Origin of the sequence: Shewanella alkalitolerans, assembly GCF_019457575.1 — a bacterium.
GTDB classification, from domain to species: Bacteria; Pseudomonadota; Gammaproteobacteria; order Enterobacterales; family Shewanellaceae; genus Shewanella; species Shewanella loihica.
Genome location: NZ_CP080422.1, coordinates 69,746 through 91,886, shown reverse-complemented (window position 1 = coordinate 91,886; position 22,141 = coordinate 69,746). Strand labels below are relative to the sequence as shown.

General features: G+C 54.7%; 21 protein-coding genes and 1 pseudogene. 5 read left to right on the top strand and 17 right to left on the bottom strand.

The features are described from left to right. Positions 1-64: 64 nt before the first annotated feature. From K0J45_RS00390 to K0J45_RS00375, 4 genes and pseudogenes are all read right to left on the bottom strand, one after another. Positions 65-925, bottom strand: a complete 861-nt coding sequence (locus tag K0J45_RS00390) for a PfkB family carbohydrate kinase (RefSeq protein ID WP_220043846.1) — start codon at positions 923-925, stop codon at positions 65-67. A 136-nt stretch (positions 926-1,061) separates the two neighbouring features. After that, positions 1,062-1,337: a GNAT family N-acetyltransferase gene (locus K0J45_RS00385; protein ID WP_258406811.1), complete on the bottom strand. Its 276-nt coding sequence runs from the start codon at positions 1,335-1,337 to the stop codon at positions 1,062-1,064. A 153-nt stretch (positions 1,338-1,490) separates the two neighbouring features. Next, positions 1,491-2,015: pseudogene (locus tag K0J45_RS00380) on the bottom strand (GNAT family N-acetyltransferase); the annotation flags it as partial. Positions 2,016-2,036: 21 nt separating this feature from the next. Next, positions 2,037-2,324 (bottom strand): putative quinol monooxygenase, encoded by a 288-nt coding sequence (locus K0J45_RS00375; RefSeq protein ID WP_220043845.1) that lies wholly within the window; start codon positions 2,322-2,324, stop codon positions 2,037-2,039. A 293-nt stretch (positions 2,325-2,617) separates the two neighbouring features. Here K0J45_RS00375 and K0J45_RS00370 point away from each other — a divergent pair, with 293 nt between their 5' ends. Continuing rightward, on the top strand, positions 2,618-2,833 hold the full coding sequence (locus K0J45_RS00370) for a hypothetical protein (protein WP_220043844.1): 216 nt from the start codon (positions 2,618-2,620) through the stop codon (positions 2,831-2,833). Here the strand turns inward: K0J45_RS00370 and K0J45_RS00365 are convergent. Beyond that, entirely contained in the window at positions 2,830-3,453 is a 624-nt protein-coding gene (locus tag K0J45_RS00365) for an HD domain-containing protein (RefSeq protein ID WP_220043843.1), read from the bottom strand. The genes K0J45_RS00370 and K0J45_RS00365 overlap by 4 nt on opposite strands. A gap of 99 nt (positions 3,454-3,552) precedes the next feature. Beyond that, the gene (locus tag K0J45_RS00360; protein WP_220043842.1) at positions 3,553-4,896 is read right to left on the bottom strand and encodes a coproporphyrinogen III oxidase family protein; all 1,344 of its coding nucleotides are present in this window, start codon (positions 4,894-4,896) and stop codon (positions 3,553-3,555) included. 373 nt (positions 4,897-5,269) lie between these two features. On the opposite strand from K0J45_RS00360, the gene K0J45_RS00355 reads away from it, so the two are divergent. Next, complete coding sequence (locus K0J45_RS00355) at positions 5,270-5,791, top strand: hypothetical protein (protein ID WP_220043841.1); 522 nt, start codon at positions 5,270-5,272, stop codon at positions 5,789-5,791. Between the two features lie 7 nt (positions 5,792-5,798). Here the strand turns inward: K0J45_RS00355 and K0J45_RS00350 are convergent, their stop codons facing one another. Then, complete coding sequence (locus K0J45_RS00350; protein WP_011863881.1) at positions 5,799-6,665, bottom strand: AraC family transcriptional regulator; 867 nt, start codon at positions 6,663-6,665, stop codon at positions 5,799-5,801. Between the two features lie 204 nt (positions 6,666-6,869). Between K0J45_RS00350 and K0J45_RS00345 the strand changes: the two genes are divergently transcribed. Both K0J45_RS00345 and K0J45_RS00340 read left to right on the top strand, forming a co-directional pair. Beyond that, positions 6,870-8,033 carry an iron-containing alcohol dehydrogenase gene (locus K0J45_RS00345; RefSeq protein ID WP_220043840.1) on the top strand — a complete coding sequence of 388 codons (1,164 nt, stop codon included), beginning with the start codon at positions 6,870-6,872 and terminating at the stop codon, positions 8,031-8,033. 181 nt (positions 8,034-8,214) lie between these two features. Then, positions 8,215-9,318, top strand: a complete 1,104-nt coding sequence (locus K0J45_RS00340) for a hypothetical protein (RefSeq protein ID WP_220043839.1) — start codon at positions 8,215-8,217, stop codon at positions 9,316-9,318. A gap of 44 nt (positions 9,319-9,362) precedes the next feature. Here K0J45_RS00340 and K0J45_RS00335 read toward each other — a convergent pair whose 3' ends face one another. Beyond that, entirely contained in the window at positions 9,363-10,742 is a 1,380-nt protein-coding gene (locus K0J45_RS00335; RefSeq protein WP_220043838.1) for a class II fumarate hydratase, read from the bottom strand. A 226-nt stretch (positions 10,743-10,968) separates the two neighbouring features. Between K0J45_RS00335 and K0J45_RS00330 the strand changes: the two genes are divergently transcribed. Then, entirely contained in the window at positions 10,969-11,466 is a 498-nt protein-coding gene (locus K0J45_RS00330) for a type II secretion system protein (RefSeq protein WP_220043837.1), read from the top strand. Between the two features lies 1 nt (position 11,467). Here K0J45_RS00330 and K0J45_RS00325 read toward each other — a convergent pair whose 3' ends face one another. The 9 genes from K0J45_RS00325 to K0J45_RS00285 all read right to left on the bottom strand — a co-directional run bounded on the left by K0J45_RS00325 (position 11,468) and on the right by K0J45_RS00285 (position 22,071). Continuing rightward, the gene (locus K0J45_RS00325) at positions 11,468-11,833 is read right to left on the bottom strand and encodes a hypothetical protein (RefSeq protein ID WP_220043836.1); all 366 of its coding nucleotides are present in this window, start codon (positions 11,831-11,833) and stop codon (positions 11,468-11,470) included. 247 nt (positions 11,834-12,080) lie between these two features. Next, entirely contained in the window at positions 12,081-13,073 is a 993-nt protein-coding gene (locus K0J45_RS00320; RefSeq protein ID WP_144202365.1) for a formate dehydrogenase subunit gamma, read from the bottom strand. A gap of 68 nt (positions 13,074-13,141) precedes the next feature. Beyond that, positions 13,142-13,711 (bottom strand): formate dehydrogenase FDH3 subunit beta, encoded by a 570-nt coding sequence (gene fdh3B / locus K0J45_RS00315; protein ID WP_160795662.1) that lies wholly within the window; start codon positions 13,709-13,711, stop codon positions 13,142-13,144. Positions 13,712-13,731: 20 nt separating this feature from the next. Then, on the bottom strand, positions 13,732-16,587 hold the full coding sequence (locus K0J45_RS00310; protein WP_220043835.1) for a molybdopterin-dependent oxidoreductase: 2,856 nt from the start codon (positions 16,585-16,587) through the stop codon (positions 13,732-13,734). Positions 16,588-16,604: 17 nt separating this feature from the next. Next, entirely contained in the window at positions 16,605-16,802 is a 198-nt protein-coding gene (locus K0J45_RS00305; RefSeq protein WP_011863872.1) for a twin-arginine translocation signal domain-containing protein, read from the bottom strand. Positions 16,803-17,293: 491 nt separating this feature from the next. Next, the gene (locus K0J45_RS00300) at positions 17,294-18,301 is read right to left on the bottom strand and encodes a formate dehydrogenase subunit gamma (RefSeq protein ID WP_220043834.1); all 1,008 of its coding nucleotides are present in this window, start codon (positions 18,299-18,301) and stop codon (positions 17,294-17,296) included. A 50-nt stretch (positions 18,302-18,351) separates the two neighbouring features. Further along, positions 18,352-18,942, bottom strand: coding sequence for a formate dehydrogenase FDH3 subunit beta (gene fdh3B / locus K0J45_RS00295; RefSeq protein ID WP_011863870.1), 591 nt, complete (start codon positions 18,940-18,942; stop codon positions 18,352-18,354). Positions 18,943-18,969: 27 nt separating this feature from the next. Beyond that, complete coding sequence (locus K0J45_RS00290) at positions 18,970-21,819, bottom strand: formate dehydrogenase subunit alpha (protein ID WP_220045179.1); 2,850 nt, start codon at positions 21,817-21,819, stop codon at positions 18,970-18,972. Between the two features lie 51 nt (positions 21,820-21,870). Continuing rightward, on the bottom strand, positions 21,871-22,071 hold the full coding sequence (locus K0J45_RS00285) for a twin-arginine translocation pathway signal (RefSeq protein WP_011863868.1): 201 nt from the start codon (positions 22,069-22,071) through the stop codon (positions 21,871-21,873). Between the last annotated feature and the right edge of the window lie 70 nt (positions 22,072-22,141).

Here is a 22,141-nt window from a genome sequence, read left to right as displayed (position 1 = left end):
TGCTTGCGACCAATGCCGATACTCTAAGCCGAGTTAATGACATTATGATGACAAGTTGTGCCCGCTAAGCCTCTTCTTTTGCTCGCTCATTTTCCAGATAGTTTTTCAGTTCTGCTCCCGGTATCGAACTCTCTGTGGCCACCGCAAAGGCGGCCCAACGGGCACCTTCGGCCATGGCCTGACAAAACTCATCGCCACGCACCAGCCCATGGATCAGGCCCGCCGCATAGGCATCTCCCGCCCCTGTGGTATCCACCACACTGGCCGACTCGGCCGCCACATGAGTCTGCGAATCTGCCTGATAGAGAATGGCGCCCGACTCACCATCTGTCACTATGAAGGCCTGCAGGCAGTCGCCGGCGATGGAGAGGCCATACTGCCAGGGCGACAGTTCGCTGCGACCCTGCATGTCGGCCCGCGAGGCAATCAGCACGTGGCAGGGACGCTCACGGTTATCCTTGGCCAGCTGCGCCACCACCAGGCTGTGGGGCAAGGCTGTCTTGGCCCAGCTCACCGCGCCTTCGGCGGAAGAGTTAATATAGAGTGCATCCCACTGGCGCCAGTTCGGCGGCGCCGCCAGCTCGAATCTGGGGCGCTCGGGACGTATGATGGTGCGCTCGCCATCCGGGGTCATCACCAGCAGCATCTCACAGGTATGTTGCTGATAGCGCTGCATCAGGCGGCAATCTATTCCCAGGGTGCTGGTCTCGGCCAGCAGCCAATCGCCTATCTCGTCGCGGCCCACCTGACTCACCAGCGCTACCTCATGCCCGGCCCACACCAGGCCTATGCCTGTGTTGGCACCGCCGCCTCCCAGGCGCTGGCCACCATCTTGATAGTGAAACCGCCCCCCCATCTTCAAGGGTTTATCGAGTCTGAGAATACGATCGCAATTGAGGTTGGCTACCAGCAGAATTTTGGCCATGCATGCTCCGAGTAACAGCGGATCAGGAGAAAAAGAAGCTCGCCTAAACGGGTTGAGAAAATTAGCCCCGGAAACCTAATACTTTGGGGCCCGCCGAGCCTCCTTTATATCAAGGCCCGCGGGGCTTCTCAACCAATTAGGCCTGTAACTTATACATGCCTTCGCTCGCCGGGCGCGAGTACTCGAAGCCAAATTTGAGATAAAGGGCAGGCACATCAGCCATTAAGGTGATGTAGGCCCCCTTAGGCGCCGTCTCGTCGAGATAGCCCATGATGGCGCTCATGATAGCGCTGCCCAGGCCGCGCCCCTGATATTCGGGATCCACGGCGATATCTACCAGCTCAAAATTGAGGGCGCCGTCGCCCACTACCCGGCCCATGGCGATCACCCTGTCACCCGCCAAAAGATGCACCCCAAACAGACTCAGAGGCAGGCCAAGTTCTGCCGCGGCGCGAGACCTTGGGGTCAGGCCTGTTATCTGCCGAAGGCGCAGGAAATCATTAAGAGGCGCCACACGTTTGATCAGGCGAAACTCCTGCAGTGGCTCGCCCGTTTGCGCGTCGCGCCACTCCCGCGCCAGCAGGCCATAGCCATACTCGCTGCCCCAGCTGCCCTTGAAGAAGATGTTATCGCGATAATGAGCCTCGCGGCGAAAGCCCAACCGCTCAAGCAGCCCCCAGGCGGCGTGATTTTGCACGTCTGTGATGGCCGAGACTCTGTGCTTACCTAGGCGCTCAAATAGATACACCAACAACCCCTGCAGCGCCTCTCGCGCCAAGCCCTTCCCCTGATGCTCGCTGGCCAGGGTAAAGCCTATCTCGACCTGCTGCGCATCGATGAAATGCAGCGCCAGATCCCCCACCAGGGCCTGGGTCTGACGACACTCGAGGGCCAGCTGCATCCAGGTGTCGATTGTTCCAAAGGGTGTCTGCTGCAAATTTTCAAACAGCGCCAGGGCATCCTGATACTGGTAATCTTGCCAGCTTTGGTAGCGGGCAACCTCAGGATCGGCGCGGTAGGCGGTGAAGGCCTGAAGATCGGCCCGCTCGAAGGCGCGGCAGATAAGCCGCTCTGTCTCGAAATAGATCATCACTAAAGCCCTGCCGTAAGCCTAAGCCTGAGCCAGCGAATAGTAACCGCCGCTCGGCGGTGCGGCGAACAGCGACATGGCGGCCTGCATCTTATCCTTTGGATAGGCCTGCACCGAGGCCCTGTGCTGCTCGGCAGATTCCCAACGCTCGATCACCAGCAGGCGGTCCGCCTCATCGACCGGACACAATACCTCATAGCTGAGGCAGCCCGGTGAGTGGCAAATATAATCGCTCAATGAGAGGAGGAAGGCCTTCAATGCCTCTGCCTGGCCCGGCGCGGCCTGAAACTCGCCAATACGTACTATCATCTGATTTCCCTGTACAAAATGAACAATTCACCAAGCTACCCTATTACCGGGTGCTCCACAAACGTCTCTTATGAGCTTTTCGACCAATGAGTGCGTAAGCGATCGCCCATATTAGCTTAGGTGATATGCGACCTCTTACCTTAGCCAACTTTGGTAATGAAATAAGCAGTTGAAAAAGTTAACAAAAAACTCATCAATCTTTCGGCTTATGAGGTTCTAGGATAAAAATCAGCCTCTACAAGCTGCCAACTTGACGTTAGGCTAACAAGCACAAGAGGTTGTGAGGTTATTGAATGGACTCAATACTGACATTAGAAGAGCTGATGGATAAGCCCCTATGCAAGGAAGAAAAACTGCGCCGCTACCAGCAGTGCCTGAGAGAATTTGAGCTGCTGGGCTACCAAGATCTCTTTATCGAACAGATACGCCAGGAGACTCGCCAGCTTGAGCAGAAGTTAGCCCGCCGCGCTAAAGTTAATCACAAGCAGGCGCCCAAGCGGCGCCCCTAGATCTCTTGCGCCAGCTGATCGAGAAAGTCCTGCATCACCCGGGTGCGATGGCGCGCCTCTTCCCTTGCTGCCGCCGTCTGCATGGTATCCGCCAGGGTAAACAGCTTCTGCGTGAAATGATCTAAGGTGTAGCGACTATCATCCGCCTCCCGCTCCCGACAGAAGGGATCTTCCGCAGCATACAGGGGCCGCTCCAAGGCGGTGCCCACCTGTAGGCAACGCACCACACCAATCGCCCCCAGGGCATCGAGCCTGTCGGCATCCTGTACTATCTTGGCTTCCAGCGTCTCGGGGGCAATACCCGCGCTGAAACTATGGGCGAGAATGGCATGGTGAATGGCGGCCAAGTACTGCTGCGGATAACCCAACTCGATGAGGAGGGCGATCGCCTTATCGGCCGCCATCCTAGAGCTCTGACTGCGCCTCGGATCGTCTTTTGCCAGGGTGACACAATCATGCAGCCAGGCGGCTGGCACCACCACCTCGGCGGAGGCAGATTCGAGATCGCACAGGCGCTTGGCCGTCTTCACCACTCGCTTCACATGATTGAGATCGTGGGCGGCATCGGCGGGTAACTCGGCGGCGATAAACTGGGCAAACAGGGTCTCAAAGGCCTGCATGGATAGAGCTCCGACAATAAAAAAGGCCGATCTATGATCGGCCTCTTTCGCTCGGATAGCAAATACCCCTTACATCTCGCAGGGCTACATATCACATGGCTACATATCGCACGGCTTGAGCGGCTTACGCAGCTGCGCCCGCACGTTGTCCATGCCTGAGTAGAACTCTTTCATCATCAAGAGGCCCATCATCTTGCCGTTATCCGTGACGATGAGATTATCGGGATCATTCGGGTCGTTCTTGATGGCACCGATGGCCTTCATCGAGGTCATCTCTTTAAACAGGGCCCAATCCAGGTTAACGCCGAAGGTGTCACGGAAATATTTGCGCGACAGGCGACCCGAGAACATGCCCAGCAGGAAGCGATACTGCATCACATCCTTCTGGCTGTAGTTTTTCTGCTGCTCGACGCCCATGCGACCCGAGGCGATATTCTCCTGATACTTGCGCAGGGAGAAGGTGTTCACATACAGGGTGTCGTTGAGGAAGCTGAAGGAGCCCGAACCTACCCCAAGATACTCGTCATAGTCGATCACATACTCGTCGAAGCCTTCGTTGTTAGCCTTGCCAAATGCCCAGGCCGACAGCTGGTTGTACTGACCATTCAGGCTGTTGAGGATCTGGCGATATTGACGCGCCATGTCACCCTGAGGCGCGGCCAGCTTGCCCTTGACGCTCTTACGGGTCTGATGGGTGATCATCAGCGGATAGGTGGTGATCTGGCGGGGATCCAGACGTGAGGCCATATCCAGGTCGTGCTGAATCACCTCATCTGTCTGGCCGCGGAAGCCGAAGATAAGATCCACGTTGATGATAGGAAACAGCTCCTTGGCCGCCATGATCTTATCGAAGGTCTGCTGACCCGAGCCAAACTTCTCCAGACGATCTGTCATCGCCAGTATGTCGTCGTCGAAGCTCTGCACCCCGATAGACATGCGATCCACCAGGCCTTCCAGTTGCTTAAAGCCAGGGCTGTCCAGATGCTGAGGATCCGACTCGCAGGAGACCTCTTTGATGCTTGGGAACAGCTTCTTGGCAAATTCAATCGTGCGCGCCAGCTCATCTTCTAATACGGTTGTGGTGCCGCCTCCGATATACATGGACTCGAAGTCATAGCCCAGCGCCTTAACCATCTCCATCTCCTTACGCAGCGAGACGAAATAGGCGCGCGCCTTCTCCTCCTTAAACAGGAAACGGTGGAAGGTGCAGAAGGAGCACAGGGTATGGCAGAAAGGCACATGGGCATAGAGCATGTACTTCTTGCCTTCGACGGGCGCCGGCATCATGGAGGCGGACTGAGTATCGAGTCGCAGATTCTTGTCGACATAATACTGCATCACTCGTTCCATCGAGCTCAGCATCCAGTTAGGGACGGTAATGTTAGCTTGGTACGGCTTAATCAATGCACCTGGCGCCGTTTGAATAATAGAAGACGAAGACATAGATATTCCTAGCTGAACCGGCCTTGAGAACAAAGCCTTTTAATAAATAAGGACTTAAAGCGATACACATCCATTTGCGGAACACAAAAGTATCACTTAAGGAATATATAAAACGTGAACTGGCTTGGAGTTACAACACCTAGCATTAGATTAGCCGAAGAATTGTTAAGCATGTCATGTTTTAGGGAATGTTGAATAAATGTGATCGCCCATTTTGACCCAATAGAGGCAAAGAGATGACGCGACGAGTGGACAGCAAGCATCGACCTGTTGCGGCGATAAAATAAATAGCGTAGGTTAAATAGTTAATAAAAATAATGATATAGACTCCGGCTGTTTCAGTGGAGCACTATTCGACACAAGGACGTTAAAAATGAAATGGAATCTATTGGTTTCGGTGCTGCTCACCGCATCGCTGGCACTCTTTGGCTATGTGAAGTACACAGAACTCGCGGCCAACAACCTCGCCAACACCCAAGGACTCTCCGCCCTGAGCAAACAGATCGCCGAAACCGGTAGCATCATACCGGCCAAGATGGTGGCCTATTTCGATCTAGCCGCTTGCCCCGAGGGGTGGCAGCCCTACAGCGAGGGGCGTGGCCGCTTTACCTTAGCCGTGAATCATCAGGAGAATGCGCTGTCGGTCCGTAAGCTCAATGACAAAGGCGGCGAGGAGAAACATAAACTGACACTCGCCGAACTACCCAAGCACACCCACGTCTATGACGACTGGTACTACTATGATTCGGGCGACGAACCGGAATACGCGACAGGCGAAGGGGACGATGTGGGCATGCGCCAACATCAGAAGCGTCGCACCGAACCCGAAGGCCACAGCGTCGCCCACAACAATATGCCGCCTTTCGTCGTGCTATTGCAATGCATCAAGCAGTAAGAAAACCTTATCTGGCACATTCCCCCGGACTGTGGCTGAAGTAACGTTTGAACTCACGGCTAAACTGGGCCGGGCTCTCGTAGCCCACCTCGATGGCAGCCTGCTTCACCTTCACTCCGGGGCGCTGCAACAGCTCCTTGGCCTTGTTCAGGCGCACCTTCTTCAGGTACTGGATGGGCGATGAGGCAGTCACCTCCTTGAAGCAGCGATGAAACGCCGAGGGGCTCATGTTCACCAGGGCGGCAAGCTGATCCACCTCTATGCTCGCGGCATAGTGTTTATGTAGATAGCTGAGCGCCTTGTCGATGCGCGACAATCTCGTATGACTCAGCGCCAGGGCATAGAGGGGGGCCGCGTTGGGCAGAGCCAGCAGGCGATATAGGATCTCCAGCACCATGGCCTCACCCAGCGCCTCGGCCTCCAGCGGCGATTGCAACGCCTGCAGCAGACGATGAATGCTGCACTCTATCGCCTCGCCGGTCGGCGCGATGAAATAGCCGGGCAGTCGCGACTCGTTCAGGGCCTGGGGCACCCTGTGGTGATTATCCATAACGGGGATGAGGCGATTAAGCTGCGCCAGATCGATATCTATCATCATCACCAGCACTGGCTCCTCCTTGCTGGCGAAGGTCTCGCACTCCACCGGCATGGGCACTGTCATCACCAGGGTGTTCTGGGGATCATAGTCAAACACCCTGTTATCCAGATAGATACGCTTCTTGCCCTGCCCCACTATCATGATCCCCTGGGAGTAACACAAGGGGCCTCGGGCACCGTAGGCGGAGCAGCGAAACAGCTTGATACCTGGCAATACGCTGTCGTTCATCCCCTCATCTGGGGCCAGCTCAGACATCAACTCGGCAATACTCTTCACACTTCACCTCTTGGGACAGGATAAGGATTCAACTGATGGCGATAATATCACCCAAGCAGAAAAAGGCATCAAAATTTATCAAATTCATGCCTTTTAAACTCAATAAAGCAGAAATAGGCAAGAGTCGTGCAGCAATAGGTATTTAAAACTCGCGCCAAGAGACTAGTATGTGCAGCATATTATTAGGTGACACAAGGTATCCCCATGCTTAACTTCGATTATCGCAATCCCACACAGATCGTCTTCGGTAAAGACCGCCTGGCCGAGCTAGACAAGCTGATCCCCGCCGGCGCCCGCGTCATGGTGACCTATGGCGGCGGCAGCGTGAAACGCTTCGGCACCCTGGACAAAGTACTCAGCGCCCTAGGCGATCGCACCGTCGTCGAATTCGGCGGCATCGAAGCCAACCCACAGTATGAGACCCTGGCCAAGGCGGCCAAGCTGGCAAGAGAAGAGTCTATCGACTTCCTGCTGGCGGTCGGTGGCGGCTCTGTGATGGATGGTACCAAGTTTATCGCCCTGGCGACACGCTTCGAGGGTGACAGCGCCAGCCTGCTGTTCCACGGTTTCGCCCCTGTGCCGGTCGAGGCAGATCAGGTCTTGCCACTGGGCACCATAGCCACGCTGCCTGCCACGGGCTCTGAGATGAACGCCTTCGGCGTGGTCAGCTATAACGGCGGCAAGTTCCCGGTTAACCATCCCAGCATCTACCCCACCTTCTCGCTGCTGGATCCAACCCTGACCTTTACCCTGCCAAAGATTCAGGTGGCTAACGGTGTGGTCGACGCCTTTGTCCACGTGCTAGAGCAATATGCCACCTATCCGGTAGATGGCCGGGTACAGGACAGAACCGCCGAAGGGATCATGCGAACCCTGATCGAGATTGGCCCCATCACACTGGAAGAGCCGGAGAACTACAACGCCCGCGCCAACCTGATGTGGAGTGCCACCTCGGCCCTCAACGGCATGATAGGTGCCGGCGTGCCGTTTGACTGGACGACCCACATGATTGGTCACGAGCTGACGGCCCAGTTTGGCATCGACCACGCCCAGACCCTGGCCGCCGTGTTGCCGTCTGTCTGGCGCGTACGCAAGACCCAGAAGCACGCCAAGCTGCTGCAATACGCCGAGCGCGTGTGGGACATCACAGAGGGCGACGAAGCCAACCGTGTCGACCTGGCGATCGACAAGACGGAGCAGTTCTTCCAACAACTGGGCCTCAAGACCCGCCTGCGCGACTATGATATCGCCCAGGAGCAGATTGACGACATAGTCGCGGCGCTTGAAGCCCACGGCATGACCGCCCTGTCAGAGTCAGGCGATCTCGGCCTGGATATCAGCCGCGAGATCCTGCAGCTGGCCTGGTAAGGCGCAAAACACCACACGATAAAGGCATCCTCAGGGATGCCTTTTTTTGTTATGCCGCCTCCAGCAGCAACTCCTCCATCAACTCCTCGCCATTCCGGTCGACTGACAAAGCGATACAAACTGCTGACAGTAATCACCCGCGGCCATGATTACACTGATATTTTTATCGCAGGAGACCGCCATGCCACGCCTTACCCTACCCCTGCTGCTGGTGTTCAGTAGCCTACTGGGCTGTAACGCCGACCAACCCAGAGTGCAGCCGCCGCTGGCGAACTTCGCCTTTAATCAGGAGAAGCTCGAGGCGCTGATCCAGGAACGCGAACCGATATTCTCATCGATTCAACTCGAGTACCAACACACCCACTACGACAGGCTGGAATACGCTGACATCTTCGTCGACACCCAGAAACAGATTCCATATCTGCTGCTGGCACTGAGCAGCGAGAAGGGTCATAGCCTCACCTTAGGGATCAAGTTTGACGAGTCGCAATTGCTGGATTGTCAGATCTTTTCCGGCCCCCACCGCATCGACAGCTTTGACTGCTCTGACGCCCAGCGACTGACCCAGGATGACAAGAGCATCTTCGAGCTGCGCACCCGAGAGAAGCAGCAATACCTACGCCTTAGCTTTGTCAGCGACTGGCTGGAGTACGCCTCCTCGATAGGCTCGACCCTCTTCTCGCCTCGGGAAGATGACACGGGTATTGAGATCCTCACCAGCAACTATTTCGAGCCGCTGATCAACAACCAGTGGTGCACGGCGGACTGCGACAACCCAGCTAGCTCGACCCTGGGGGTCACCAGCTATCAGGCGCTTAAACGCTTGGTGGATCATTACCCTAAGAGGAAGAAGGTGCTGGTGTTCGATAACTTTGTCGGCGGCTCCGCCGACGATGAGGTCAACATGTATACCGGCTTGCTGATCCGCGAGCAGGGGCTTGATACCAAGGTCAGCCGCGCGGGACGCGTCTTCTCCGGCGCCACGGATCTGTTTGCCGCCGGGGTAAGGCGCACCCTGGAATTGAAAAATACCAAGTTTAGTGTCGCAGGAAACCAACAGGTTGGCGTGCACAGCTGGAGCGATGGTGAGCTTGGCCGCGACGCCACAGAGATCTCCTACAGCGACGCCGCTCACCGCAGCCAGGCCACCTACTTCAGCCGCATGCTGGGTAAACAGGGGATCCCCTTCTACCTGTTTACCCTCACCTCGGCGCCATCTGAAGGCGCACACTGGATGACGCAACAGGAGATGGCGCGCTATCGTCTCACCACAGAGATCCGCTGACGGGCACGCTGGGCTATGCTGCCATCGCTTGACGGCATCGGCCTCTACGCCAGGCCGCCACGGGTCAGGCGTTCGGGATCCAGCAGACGCCTGAGCTCCTCCTCGCTAAGGTCTGTGAGCTCCATGGCGACCTCGAGTATGGGCCTCTGCTCCTGATAGGCCTGCTTGACTATCTTAGCGGCCTGCACATAGCCGACCCTGGGGCTTAGTGCGGTAACCAGTATGGGATTGCGATGCAGGGAGTCGGCTATCTTGCCTCGATTCACCACGAAACTCGCAATCGCCTTGTCCGCCAACAGGCGCGAGACATTGCTGAGGATCTCTATGCTCTCTAGCAGGTTAACCGCGATCAGCGGCTGCATCACGTTGAGCTCGAAGTTACCGGACTGACCGGCGATGGTGATCGCCATATCCTTGCCCATCACCTGGGCCGCCACCATGCAGGCGGACTCGGGGATCACTGGGTTGACCTTGCCCGGCATGATGGAAGATCCCGGCTGCAAAGGTTGCAGGCTAATCTCACCCAGACCCGCCAGTGGGCCGGAGTTCATCCAGCGCAGGTCGTTGCTGATCTTCATGATGGCCACTGCCAGCGTCTTCAGCTGGCCCGAAAGGGCGACGGAGGTATCATGGCTCGCCATGCGACTAAAGAGATTATCCGCCGGACGAAACTGGGTGCGGGTCAGAGCGCTGAGTCTCTCGCAGAACAGCCGGGAGAACTCCTCGTGGGTGTTGACCCCGGTTCCCACCGCCGTGCCGCCCACGGGCAGCTGGGCCAGGGCGTCGCCTTGGCTGGCGATCCGCTCGCGGCAATCATCGATCTGACTCGCCCAGCCCCCCAACACCTGATCGAAACGCACCGGCATGGCATCCATCAGGTGGGTTCGCCCCGTCTTGGTAACATCGGCCAGCTGCTGCGCCTTAGTGGTGATGGTCTGCGACAGCAGGGTTAGCGAAGGGAGCAGCGACTGCTCTACCGCCAACAAAGCGCTGATATGTATGACGCTGGGAATGATGTCGTTGCTGCTCTGCCCCAGGTTGATCACATCGTTGGGATGCACCGCCTGGCCTATGCTCTTCGAGACCAGGGTCGCAAGCACCTCGTTGGCGTTCATGTTGCTGCTGGTGCCCGAGCCAGTCTGAAACATGTCGATGGGGAAATGGCGCATCATCTGGGGATCCGCCAGCAGCTCCTGCACCGCCTGGGCGACCGCAGGGGCGATACTGGGCGGCAGCAGCCTAAGTGCCACGTTGGCCTCGGCGGCGGCGAGCTTAGCCAGCAACAAGGCACGGATGAAGCTGCGGGGCATGGGACGACCGCTCACGGGAAAGTTCTTGATCGCCCGCGCCGTCTGCGCGCCGTAGAGGGCATCGGCGGGAATATTGAGATCGCCCATGCTGTCGCTTACCGCTTTACTCTCCATCTCTCTCTCCTGCTTATTGAGACTAGCTTGATCTTAGGTCAATTTCTGCCGGGTCGCGACCCGGCAACACGGCGCAAACCTGGCTGCAACAGGCAGCAAACAACCCATTATCATTCAATGTGTTATTGCAAGAATCGACTCAATTTCGCTTGCAAATGTCTCCCAAGCAGTTAGGCTGCCTCCACTTTATTTAATGCTAAGCGTTAACCTTTAGATGCGAGTAACCATGAGACATAAAGGAGCCTCTGGCTTTACCCTGATAGAGATGGTGGTGGTGATCATCATACTGGCCATTCTCAGCGTAGCGGCCGCCAGCAGGTGGATAAGCCTGACGCGAGAGGCGAGGATCGCCCAGCTCAAGCAGCTCGAGGCCTCGGTGCAGGCCGCAAATCAACTTGTCTATGCCCGCTCGGCCATCCTGGGGCTAGAGAAACAGCCTAAGGCCAGCTTCTTCCTCAACCCAGGCGACAGCCAAAAAATCCAGGTGAGATATGGCAACCCGGTATGGGGCGGCGATGCGGTAACTCAGCTGCTAACTGTCACCATGAGAGAATGGTTCTATGGCGGGCGCTGGACGGTGGAAGATATCGAGCTGCGCATCGGCGATCGCAGCCTGTATAAGACCCCGGGGGATCTCATGGCAGACGGCGCCCTCGCCTGCTATCTGAGGGTCGACACGACTGCCGATAGCGTGACCACCAAAATCATGGACAACGACTGTTAAGTCAGTCGCCTACCCTGTTGATGAGAAAGCTAAATGTCTGGTCGCCAAAGGTGAACAAGGCGGCCTTGTCCAGGTCGACTATCGCCTGTGATTCTGTCTCATAGCCCTCGCCGCTCAGGCTAAAATCCACCAACACCTGAGCCGCATCGTGTGGCGTAACCTTAACGCTGAACTGGTACTTATCCGCCAGCATCACCCGCTCGGCCTCGGCCTTATCGATCACTAGCGTCGGCGCGCCAACCACCTCGCCCTGCAGGCTGACCTCCGAGGTAACTCGAAAGGTATCGGCAAGGCTGCTAAAGCTCACACTTAAACTCAAACTAACACTCACACTCAGGGCGAGCGCCATCAAGATCCTTCTGATCATATTCAGCTCCTTTATGGTGAAATTGCTTTCCTCACAACTTAGTGGCTTTGCGGTTATTGTCAACATTCTCAATGACTAATATTTCTAACGGCTAATGTTTCTAAAAGCTACTCTAGCTAGCAGCTACTCTCTGCTCCAGACATTAAACCACTGACATTTAACAGCAGGCATAAAAAAACACCCCGCCGGCAACCCGGTGAGGTGTTTTTTCATGGTAACAGAAACGCTGTTGCGAGCGGCGAACGCCTTACGCTTTGTACTTCAGCGTGCCGTTGGCCTTGATCTCGTCATACCAAAGGTTGTGATGCTGAGTCGCCCAGTTTTCATCACAGTAACCCGACACCATACACTCCATACCACCTTCTGACATCACGGTCGCCATGAAGATATGTACGATAGAGAAGGCGCAGATAACGATGGCACTGACAGAGTGTAGTACCAGGGCGATTAGGCTCAGGGTGCGGCTAGGCTCGAACAGGTTCGGGAACAGCAGCAACATGCCAGAGGCCGAGATGATCAGGCCGAACAGGGCAAAGGCCCAGAACCACATCTTCTCACCGGCATTGGCAAAGCCTGCATCCGGGTGCTTACCCTTGAAGGGACCGAAGTTGATGTAACCACCAACAACCAGGAACCATTTAACATCATACATCTTAGGCAGCTGATTCTTGGCCCACAGCGTGGTCATCAGCGCCCAACCAATCATGAAGGGGATCGCCATGTAGTCGTGGATCTGCTTGGCGCCATAGACCAGACCGGCCCAGAAGCCTTCACCCAGGTATGGCTGGAAGAAGAAGCGTCCCGCCAGCAGCGTCAAACCCGTGAGGATCAGCAGCAGACAAGGGATAGCCCCCAGCCAGTGGATAGAGACATCAAACTTCGACCAGCGATACACCATCTTGCCCGAGAAGCCATGATGCAACTTGGAGATACCGTTCACCTTGATGAACAGCACGAAGATGATGATCATGCCAAACAGCGCCGCCATCAGGGCAGGTGCCAGCCAGTCGCTGCGAAGCTCGAGTACCCGCAGATCATAGCTGTTGATTGGCTGGTTGTGGAACTGACCGTGAGAGGTAGTGTATCCGGTGGCACCCGCCTGAATCTCAGACCAGATCTGCCCCTCGGTAGCGGCATGGGTATGGTCGGTCGCGTCGCCATGGGCGAACGACAGGGCACTGAATGTGGTACCTATCACTAGCGCTAAGATCACGCTAAATTGTTTGAACCATTTGTTCATATTACATCCTTATCGTCCACACCGGGCGAGCCCGGTGTGGATTGTTGTGGCCTTATACAAGCTGGGGATTAACCCCAAATCGCATTTTTCGAACCACGGTATGCAACACGCTCGCGGAAGATGTTTGAGATAACCTCAGCATCACCGGCAAGTAGCGACTTAGTCGCACACAACTCGGCACACATAGGCAGCTTGCCTTCGGCAATACGGTTAGAACCGTACTTCTGACGCTCTGCATCTGAGTGATTCTCTTCAGGACCACCGGCACAGAAGGTACATTTGTCCATCTTGCCGCGGCTGCCGAAGGCGCCCTGCTTAGGGAACTGAGGCGCGCCGAACGGACAGGCGTACAGACAGTAGCCACAACCGATACAGGTGTCTTTGTTGTGCAGCGTCAGACCATCTTCCGTCTTATAGAAGCAGTTTGCCGGACAAACTGCCTGACAAGGGGCGTCGGTACAGTGCATACAAGCCACAGAGATAGAGGCTTCGCCTGGTTGACCGTCATTGATGGTCACCACGCGGCGACGTTGAATACCCCACTCCAGCGCAGAGTCGTTTTCGTTCTTACATGCCGTGACACAGCCGTTACATTCGATGCAGCGCTTGGTATCACATAAAAATTTCATTGTAGCCATATTGGCAAATCTCCCGATACTTAAGCTTTAGTGATCTGACAAAGCGACGCTTTGGTCTCTTGCATCTGCGTGACAGGGTCATAACCATAGGTCAATGCCGTGTTCGCAGACTCACCAATCACATAAGGCACAGTACCTTCTGGATAGTTATTCTCTAGGCTCTCACCATGCATCACACCGGCGAAGTGGTATGGCATCCAGGTAACACCTTGCTTAACGCGTGGGGTAACCATGGCCTTGATCTTGATGCGGCCGCCCTCGGCGCCTTCTAGCCATACAGTGTCACCGTTGCGAATGCCACGGTCGGCGGCATCGCCTGGATGGATCTCAACAAACATCTCTTGTTGTAGCTCGGCCAGCCATGGGTTAGAGCGAGACTCTTCACCACCACCCTCGTACTCAACCAGACGACCAGAAGTCAGACCCAGTGGGTACTTGGTTGCCGTGTCTTTCTCTTGGATAGACTTGTACAGCGTCGGTAGACGATGTACCTGCATGTCGTCATAAGTTGGGTACTTAGACACGAGATCGCGACGTGGTGTGTACAGCGGCTCGCGGTGCACAGGCACTTGATCCGGGAAGGTCCACACGATACAACGCGCCTTAGCGTTACCAAATGGGATACAGCCATGCTTCATGGCCACACGCTGGATACCGCCAGAAAGGTCGGTCTTCCAGTTCTTGCCTTCGGCTTCGGCCTTCTCTTCGGCGGTCAGATCGTCCCACCAGCCCAGTTGCTTGAGCAGCTTGTCGCTGAACTCTGGGTAACCGTCTTGGATCTCGCTGCCCTTAGAGAAGCTGCCTTCGGCCAGCAGGTTCTTGCCTTGGTATTCGACGCCATAACGGGCACGGAAGTTACCACCGCCCTGCAGCACGTGTTTGCTTGTGTTGTAGAGGATCTGGGTACCAGGGTGCTTCTGCTCTGGTGTGCCCCAGCATGGCCATGGCAGACCATAGGTATCGCCCTTGGCTGGGCCGCCTTCTGCCTCAAGCGTCTTGTTGCTGAAGGTGCCCCAGTTTTGGGTGTGCAGCTTCAGACGCTCTGGGCTCTGGCCAGACATACCGATAGTCCACATACCGCGGTTGATCTCGCGGGTGATGTCTTCGATCACTAGCATATCTTTGGCATCTTTAGCGATGCGCTTAGTGTATTCCTTGTCGAAGCCAAGCTTCTGCGACAGGCGATACATGATCTCGATATCTGTCTTAGATTCGAATAGCGGCTCGATCACCTTCTCACGCCACTGCTGGCTACGGCCAGAGTTAGATACCGAACCTTCGGTCTCGAACTGAGTCGCCGCAGGTAATAGGTAGACACCGTTCTTACGACGGTGCATAACACCCGCCATAGTAGGGAATGGATCCACAACCACTACTGTGTCCATCTTATCCAGGGCATCACGCACCTCGCGCTGACGGGTTTCTGTGTTAACAGATTGACCCCAGAAGAAGGCCATACGTACGCGATCTTTCTGCGCCAGCTTCTCAGGCGTCTCTAATACGCCGTCGTGCCAACGAGAACATGGAATACCAGGAGTGTTCATTGGGATGCGACCCAGGTATTCGTTCTGGTCGAAGCGACCCTTAACCCAGTCGAAGTCCAAGTCCCAAACGTGTGACCAGTGCTTCCAAGAACCTGTCTTAAGGCCATAGTAGCCAGGCAGGGTATCAAACAGCAGACCAAGGTCGGTTGCGCCCTGTACGTTATCGTGACCACGGAAGATGTTAGTACCGCCGCCAGATACGCCCATGTTGCCCAGAGCCAGCTGCAGGATACAGTAGGCACGGGTGTTGGCGTTACCAACGTGGTGCTGGGTACCACCCATACACCAAACCACAGTACCAGGACGGTTTTCCGCCATCAGCTTAGCCGCTTGGTAAACCTGCTCCTCGCTCACGCCTGTGATGTTAGCCACTTCTTGTGGTGGGAACTTCTTCACCTCTTCGCGGATGGTGTCCATCTCGAACACGCGCTGCTGGATGAAGGTCTTGTCTTCCCAACCGTTTTCGAAGATGTGCCACAACATACCGTAGATGAACGGAATATCGGTGCCTGGACGCAGTGCACAGTGCAGGTCTGAGTGAGCCGCGGTGCGAGAGAAACGTGGGTCAACCACGATGATCTTGGCGTTGTTCTTCTCTTTGGCGATCAGAATATGCTGCATGGCAACAGGGTGTGCCTCGGCAGGGTTTGAACCGATGAAGAAGATCGCGTTCGCATTCTGAATGTCGTTGAAAGAGTTGGTTTGCGCACCATAACCCCAGGTGTTAGCAACACCGGCTACAGTGGTAGAGTGACAGATACGTGCCGAGTGGTCGACGTTGTTGGTACCCCACATGGCCGCAAATTTACGGTACATGTAGCATCCTTCGTTAGAGAACTTAGCGCTACCCATGAAGTAGAGTGAATCTGGGCCCGACTCTTGACGGATGCTCTGCATCTTGTCGCCGACTTCGTTGAAGGCCTGCTCCCAAGAGAGCTTCTTCCACTTACCGTCGACCAGCTTCATTGGGTACTTAAGACGCTTCTCGCCGTGACCATGTTCACGCAGCGCAGCACCTTTGGCACAGTGACCACCGGCGTTGAATGGGTGATCGAATGCTGGTTCCTGACCCGTCCAGACACCATTTTGGACTTCGGCATACAGACCACAACCCACGGCACAGGCACTACATACGGTGCGCTTGATCTCGATTGGGGCATCGTGTGGAATATCTTTCGCTTCGGCGCGGCGCATCATGCCGGTACCGAGAAGAGAGGCTGCAGCAATACCACCGGTTGTGATACCCGCATGCTTCATGAATTGACGACGGCTGATGCCTAAGCTTGGCTTAGCCGCGGCGACTGCCTCGTTTGTTTTGCGCGTTAACTTCATCGCTCAAATTCTCCTAATTAGCTACGCAAGCTATTGTAATAACTGCGGATATGTGCAGTTTCATGGTAGCCATCGGCATGTTTTTCTTGAGATTTACTTTCGGTTGCATTGGCAACACTCACACCACTCGCGGCGATGGCCACACCGGCCGTACCACCTATAGTGAGTGCTTTCAGCAAAGATCTGCGATTCAGATCGGGCTGTTGCTTCTTCATTCTTGCTCCTAGTGGATTAGGAAGTTTCGATTGGTAGGGATGATTTATTCAAAACCGCCATCGGCACCTTGGTTAAGGCAATGTTATTCACAGGTGTCGGTTTAGTAAAAATGCTATGTTTTTTAAAAACATCCGATTAATTGCCGTTGCAATATAGGTAAGAAGCGAGGCAGAGATATTGATCTAAACAGGGGTCAATAAGCGGAAAAAATGAATAAATGGCCAAAGTGTTAAGCCAGTCATACTTTAGCCAATACACTTTGCTGGCAATCCCTAAAAATAGCTAAAACCGGGATCCAGTAGATGTAATGAAGTTGTTGTTATTGAAAATAAAAAGCGCGTTCAAAAAAAAGCCAAAGGTGATCTAGATCCGCTAAATTTCTCAACCTTTAACCATAAAAAAACACCCCGCCTAATGCCTAGGTGGGGTGCTTCATCTATGCGCTTTTATTCAATAACGCGTCTGCGCTTTGAGTCTAGTCGCTGTAGATCTAGTCCCTGTAAGTCAGGGTACCGTTATCTTTGATCTCATCGTACCAAAGGTTGTGGTGCTGTACTGCCCAGTTCTCATCACAGTAACCCGACTTCATGCACTCCATACCACCTTCACTCAGTACCGTCGCCATCCAGATGTGGACGATAGTAAAGGCGATGATGATGATGGCGCTGAGGCCGTGAACCAGCAGTGCCGCCATAGAGGCTTCACGTGGCAGTTCCAGGCCCGGCATCACCAGCATGATACCGGATACCGCGATGAACAGACCGAACAGGGTTAGCGTCCAGAACCACATCTTCTCACCGGCGTTGGCGAAGCCGCTGTCTGGGTGCTTGCCCTTGAAGGGTCCGAAGTTGATGTAGCCACCAACCACCAGGAACCACTTAAGGTCATACAGCTTAAATGTCTGCAACGGCATCCATTTAACCACACAGATAGCCCAGGCCACGATGAACAAGGGACCCGCGTAATCGTGGATCGTCTTGCTGCCGTAGATCAGCGAGCCCCAAATGCCTGTGCCCACATAGGGTTGTAGCACATGCTTACCCAACATGATGTTAAGACCGGTAAAGATCAACGCCAGGCAGGAAAGCGCCATCACCCAGTGAATCCAAAGATCGGCCTTGCTCCAGCGCAATACCATCTTGCCAGAGAAACCATGACTTAGCTTTGAAGGGCCATTCACCAGATAGAAGATCAGGAAAGCACCGAACACACCGCAAACGGCCAGCGCCATCACTGGGGTGAGATAGTCGTTCTTAACGTTAGTGCCTTCGATAGCCGACACGTTAATCATGACCCCACCCTCAGCGCCTTTGGCTGTGGTGTATCCCTTGTCTCCTGACTTCACGGCTCGCCATAGCTCAGCGTCGCTGGTATTTGCCATCTGTTGACTGGTCTGTTCGTCAACGGCATAGGCTGACGTCGTCAAGCCTAAGCCCATTGCCAAGACCAATGGCAATAACAACACAGTGAATAGGCTGCGCAGTGATTTTAATAACATAGTCACTCCTTTACAGACCGTAAGCCCGAAGGCTTACGGTACTATTCACTTTAAACGCCAGTCTTAGGGGTGTAGCCCCAGATCGCATTAGGGTTACCACGGGCCGCAATACGCTCACGGTAGATGTTGGAAACCACTTCCGCATCACCGGCGAGCAGTGCCTTGGTTGAACAAAGCTCGGCACACATAGGTAATTTACCCTCGGCCAGACGGTTTGCGCCGTACTTCTTACGCTCGGCTTCGGAGAAGGTCTCTTCTGGGCCACCGGCACAGAAAGTACACTTGTCCATCTTGCCGCGGCTGCCAAAGGTGCTCTTCTTAGGGAACTGAGGCGCACCGAATGGGCAGGCGTATAGGCAGTAACCACAACCGATACAGGTATCTTTGTTGTGTAGTGTTAGGCCATCTTCCGTCTTGTAGAAGCAGTTTGCTGGGCAAACGGCCTGACAAGGGGCGTCGGTACAGTGCATACAAGCCACAGAGATCGAGGCTTCACCGGGTTGACCATCGTTGATGGTCACGACGCGACGGCGTTGGATACCCCACTCGAGAGCGGAATCGTTTTCGTTCTTACATGCTGTGACGCAACCGTTACACTCGATGCAGCGTTTGGTGTCACATAGAAATTTCATGACTGCCATAATGGCTTATCTCCTCATCAAGTTCCGTTAGGCTTTAGTGATCTGACACAAGCTAGACTTAGTCTCTTGCATCTGGGTCACCACGTCATAGCCATAGGTCAATACGGTGTTGGCCGACTCACCAATGATGTAAGGCACTGTACCTTCTGGGTAGCTCTTCTCCAGGCTCTCGCCTTCGAACATACCCGCGAAGTGGTACGGCATGAAACACTCGCCTTCAATCACACGCGGTGTCACCATTGCCTGCACCTTGATCTTGGCGCCTTCTGGGCTGTGAACCCATACGACATCGCCATCACGTAGACCACGATCCGCCGCATCAGCAGGGTTGATTTCGATAAACATCTCTTGCTGAAGTTCTGCCAACCAAGGGTTAGAACGTGTCTCTTCACCACCGCCCTCGTACTCAACCAGACGACCAGAGGTCAAGGCGAGTGGGAACTCTTTGGCGAAGTCCTGATCCTGAATTGACTTGTACAGGGTAGGAAGACGCGCAACCATACGGTCATCGTAAGTTGGGTACTTAGACACAAGATCACGACGAGGCGTATACAGAGGCTCACGGTGAACCGGAATGTCATCAGGGAAATTCCAAACGATACAACGGGCCTTAGCGTTACCAAATGGAATACAACCGTGCTTGATGGCGACACGCTGGATACCACCAGAGATATCTGTCTTCCAGTTCTTACCTTCGGCAGCCGCTTTCTCTTCTGCGGTCAGGTCGTCCCACCAGCCAAGTTGCTTGAGCATCTTGTCGGTAAACTCTGGGTAACCGTCCTTGATCTCACTGCCCTTAGAGTAAGAGCCTTCGGCCAGGATGTTGTTACCATCGTGCTCAACACCGTAACGGGCACGGAAGTTACCACCACCGAAGCGGACTTCACGGTCGGTACGGTAGAGGATCTGGGTACCTGGGTGTTTCATCTCAGGTGTGCCCCAACATGGCCAAGGCAGACCGTAGGTTTCGCCCTTAGCTGGGCCACCCGGTGCTTCCAGGCTCTTGATGTCGAAGGTGCCCCAGTTTTCCTGGTGCATCTTGAGACGCTCTGGGCTCTGACCTGTGTAACCGATGGTCCACATACCCTTGTTGTATTCACGAACAATATCTTCAATCAACGGCTCGTCGCCATTCACCTGGATATGCTTACACAGTTCTTTCTCTATGCCCCACTTCTTCGCCAACTTGTACATGATGACGTGGTCAGGCTTAGATTCGAACAGCGGCTCAATAACCTGTGAACGCCACTGCAGTGAGCGGTTAGAGGCAGATACCGAACCATAGGTTTCGAACTGAGTCGCCGCCGGCAGCAGATAGACGCCATCTTTACGGGTATGCATCACACCCGCCATAGTTGGGAATGGATCCACAACCACTACAGTGTCCATCTTGTTCAGTGCTTCACGCACCTCACGGCCACGGGTTTCGGTGTTGACCGACTGACCCCAGAAGAATGACATACGGATGTTGTCTTTCTGAGCGATCTTAGACTTGTCTTCCAGCACGCCATCGTGCCAACGAGAACAAGGTATACCGGTAGAGGTCATAGGATCCTGACCCAGACGCTGTTCCTGGTCGAAGCGAGCCTTCACCCACTCATAGTCCAGATCCCATACGTTACACCAGTGCTTCCAAGAACCTGTCTTGAGGCCATAGTAACCAGGTAGGGTGTCGAACAGCAGACCGAAGTCGGTTGCGCCCTGTACGTTATCGTGACCACGGAAGATGTTAGTACCGCCACCAGAAACGCCCATGTTACCCAGGGCCAACTGCAGGATACAGTAAGCGCGGGTGTTGGCATTACCTATGTGGTGCTGAGTACCACCCATACACCAGACTATGGTGCCAGGCTTAGTCTCGGCCAGTGTCTTGGCCACACGGTACATCTGCTCTTTCGGTACACCGACCACGTTTTCAACTTCTTCAGGGTTCCACTTAGCGGCAGCCTCGCGGATACGCTCCATGCCGTAGACACGCTGATCGATGAAGGTCTGGTCTTCCCACTTGTTTTCGAAGATATGCCACAGCAGACCGTAGATATAAGGAATATCGGTACCTGGGCGAATATGCACGTACTCGTCGGCCTTAGCCGCAGTACGGGTGAAACGAGGATCGACAACGATAATCTTCGCGCCGCGCTCTTTACCTTCCAGAATGTGTTGCATGGCAACCGGGTGAGCTTCTGAAGGGTTAGAACCGATAAACATCATCGCCTTGGCGTTGCGGATATCGTTGAACGAGTTGGTTTGCGCACCATAGCCCCAGGTGTTGGCAACACCGGCTACAGTGGTAGAGTGACAAATACGTGCCGAGTGGTCGACGTTGTTGGTGCCCCACATGGCAGCGAATTTACGGTAGAGGTAAGCCTGCTCGTTAGAGAACTTAGCACTACCCATGAAGAAGACTGAATCCGGGCCCGATTCCTTACGGATATCCAGTGCCTTCTGGCCCACTTCCTCGATAGCCTGATCCCAAGAGATACGCTTCCACTTACCGCCTTCGAGCTTCATGGGGTACTTGAGACGCTTCTCACCATGGCCGTGCTCACGTAGAGACGCACCCTTGGCACAGTGGCCGCCGGCATTGAAAGGATGGTCGAAAGCTGGCTCTTGGCCTGTCCACACACCATTTTGTACTTCGGCATAGATACCACAGCCCACTGAACAGTGAGAACAGATGGTACGCTTCACTTCGGTTGGCGCATCATGTGGCACTTCTTTCGCTTCGGCTTTGCGCATCATTCCAGCGCCAAGCATAGAGGCCGCGGCAATACCACCAGTAGCAAGACCTGCAGACTGAAGGAACTGACGACGACTTAGACCCAGGGCAGGCTTTTTAGCGACTTCTGCCTGGTCTGTTTTGCGGGTTAATCGCATCACACACTCTCCTAATGTTATTGAATTACTGCGTAATTACTCGTCCAAGGCTTACTTGGTACGTAAAGACGCGTAATAACTACGAATATGATCTGTCTCGTGGTAACCATCGCCGTGCGCTGCATCTTTTTGAGGTGCAGGCGTTGCCGCCGCGGCCTGGCCACTCACGGTTGCCACGGCACCCGCTGCACTGCCCAGGGCTAATGCTTTTAGCAATTGACGACGACCCATATCAGAAGCTTGCTTCTTCATAGTGTCTCCTTGATGTTGACTCAATTTAGGCTCTAGTCTCATCATCTCGGTCGATTAGGCTTTGCAGACA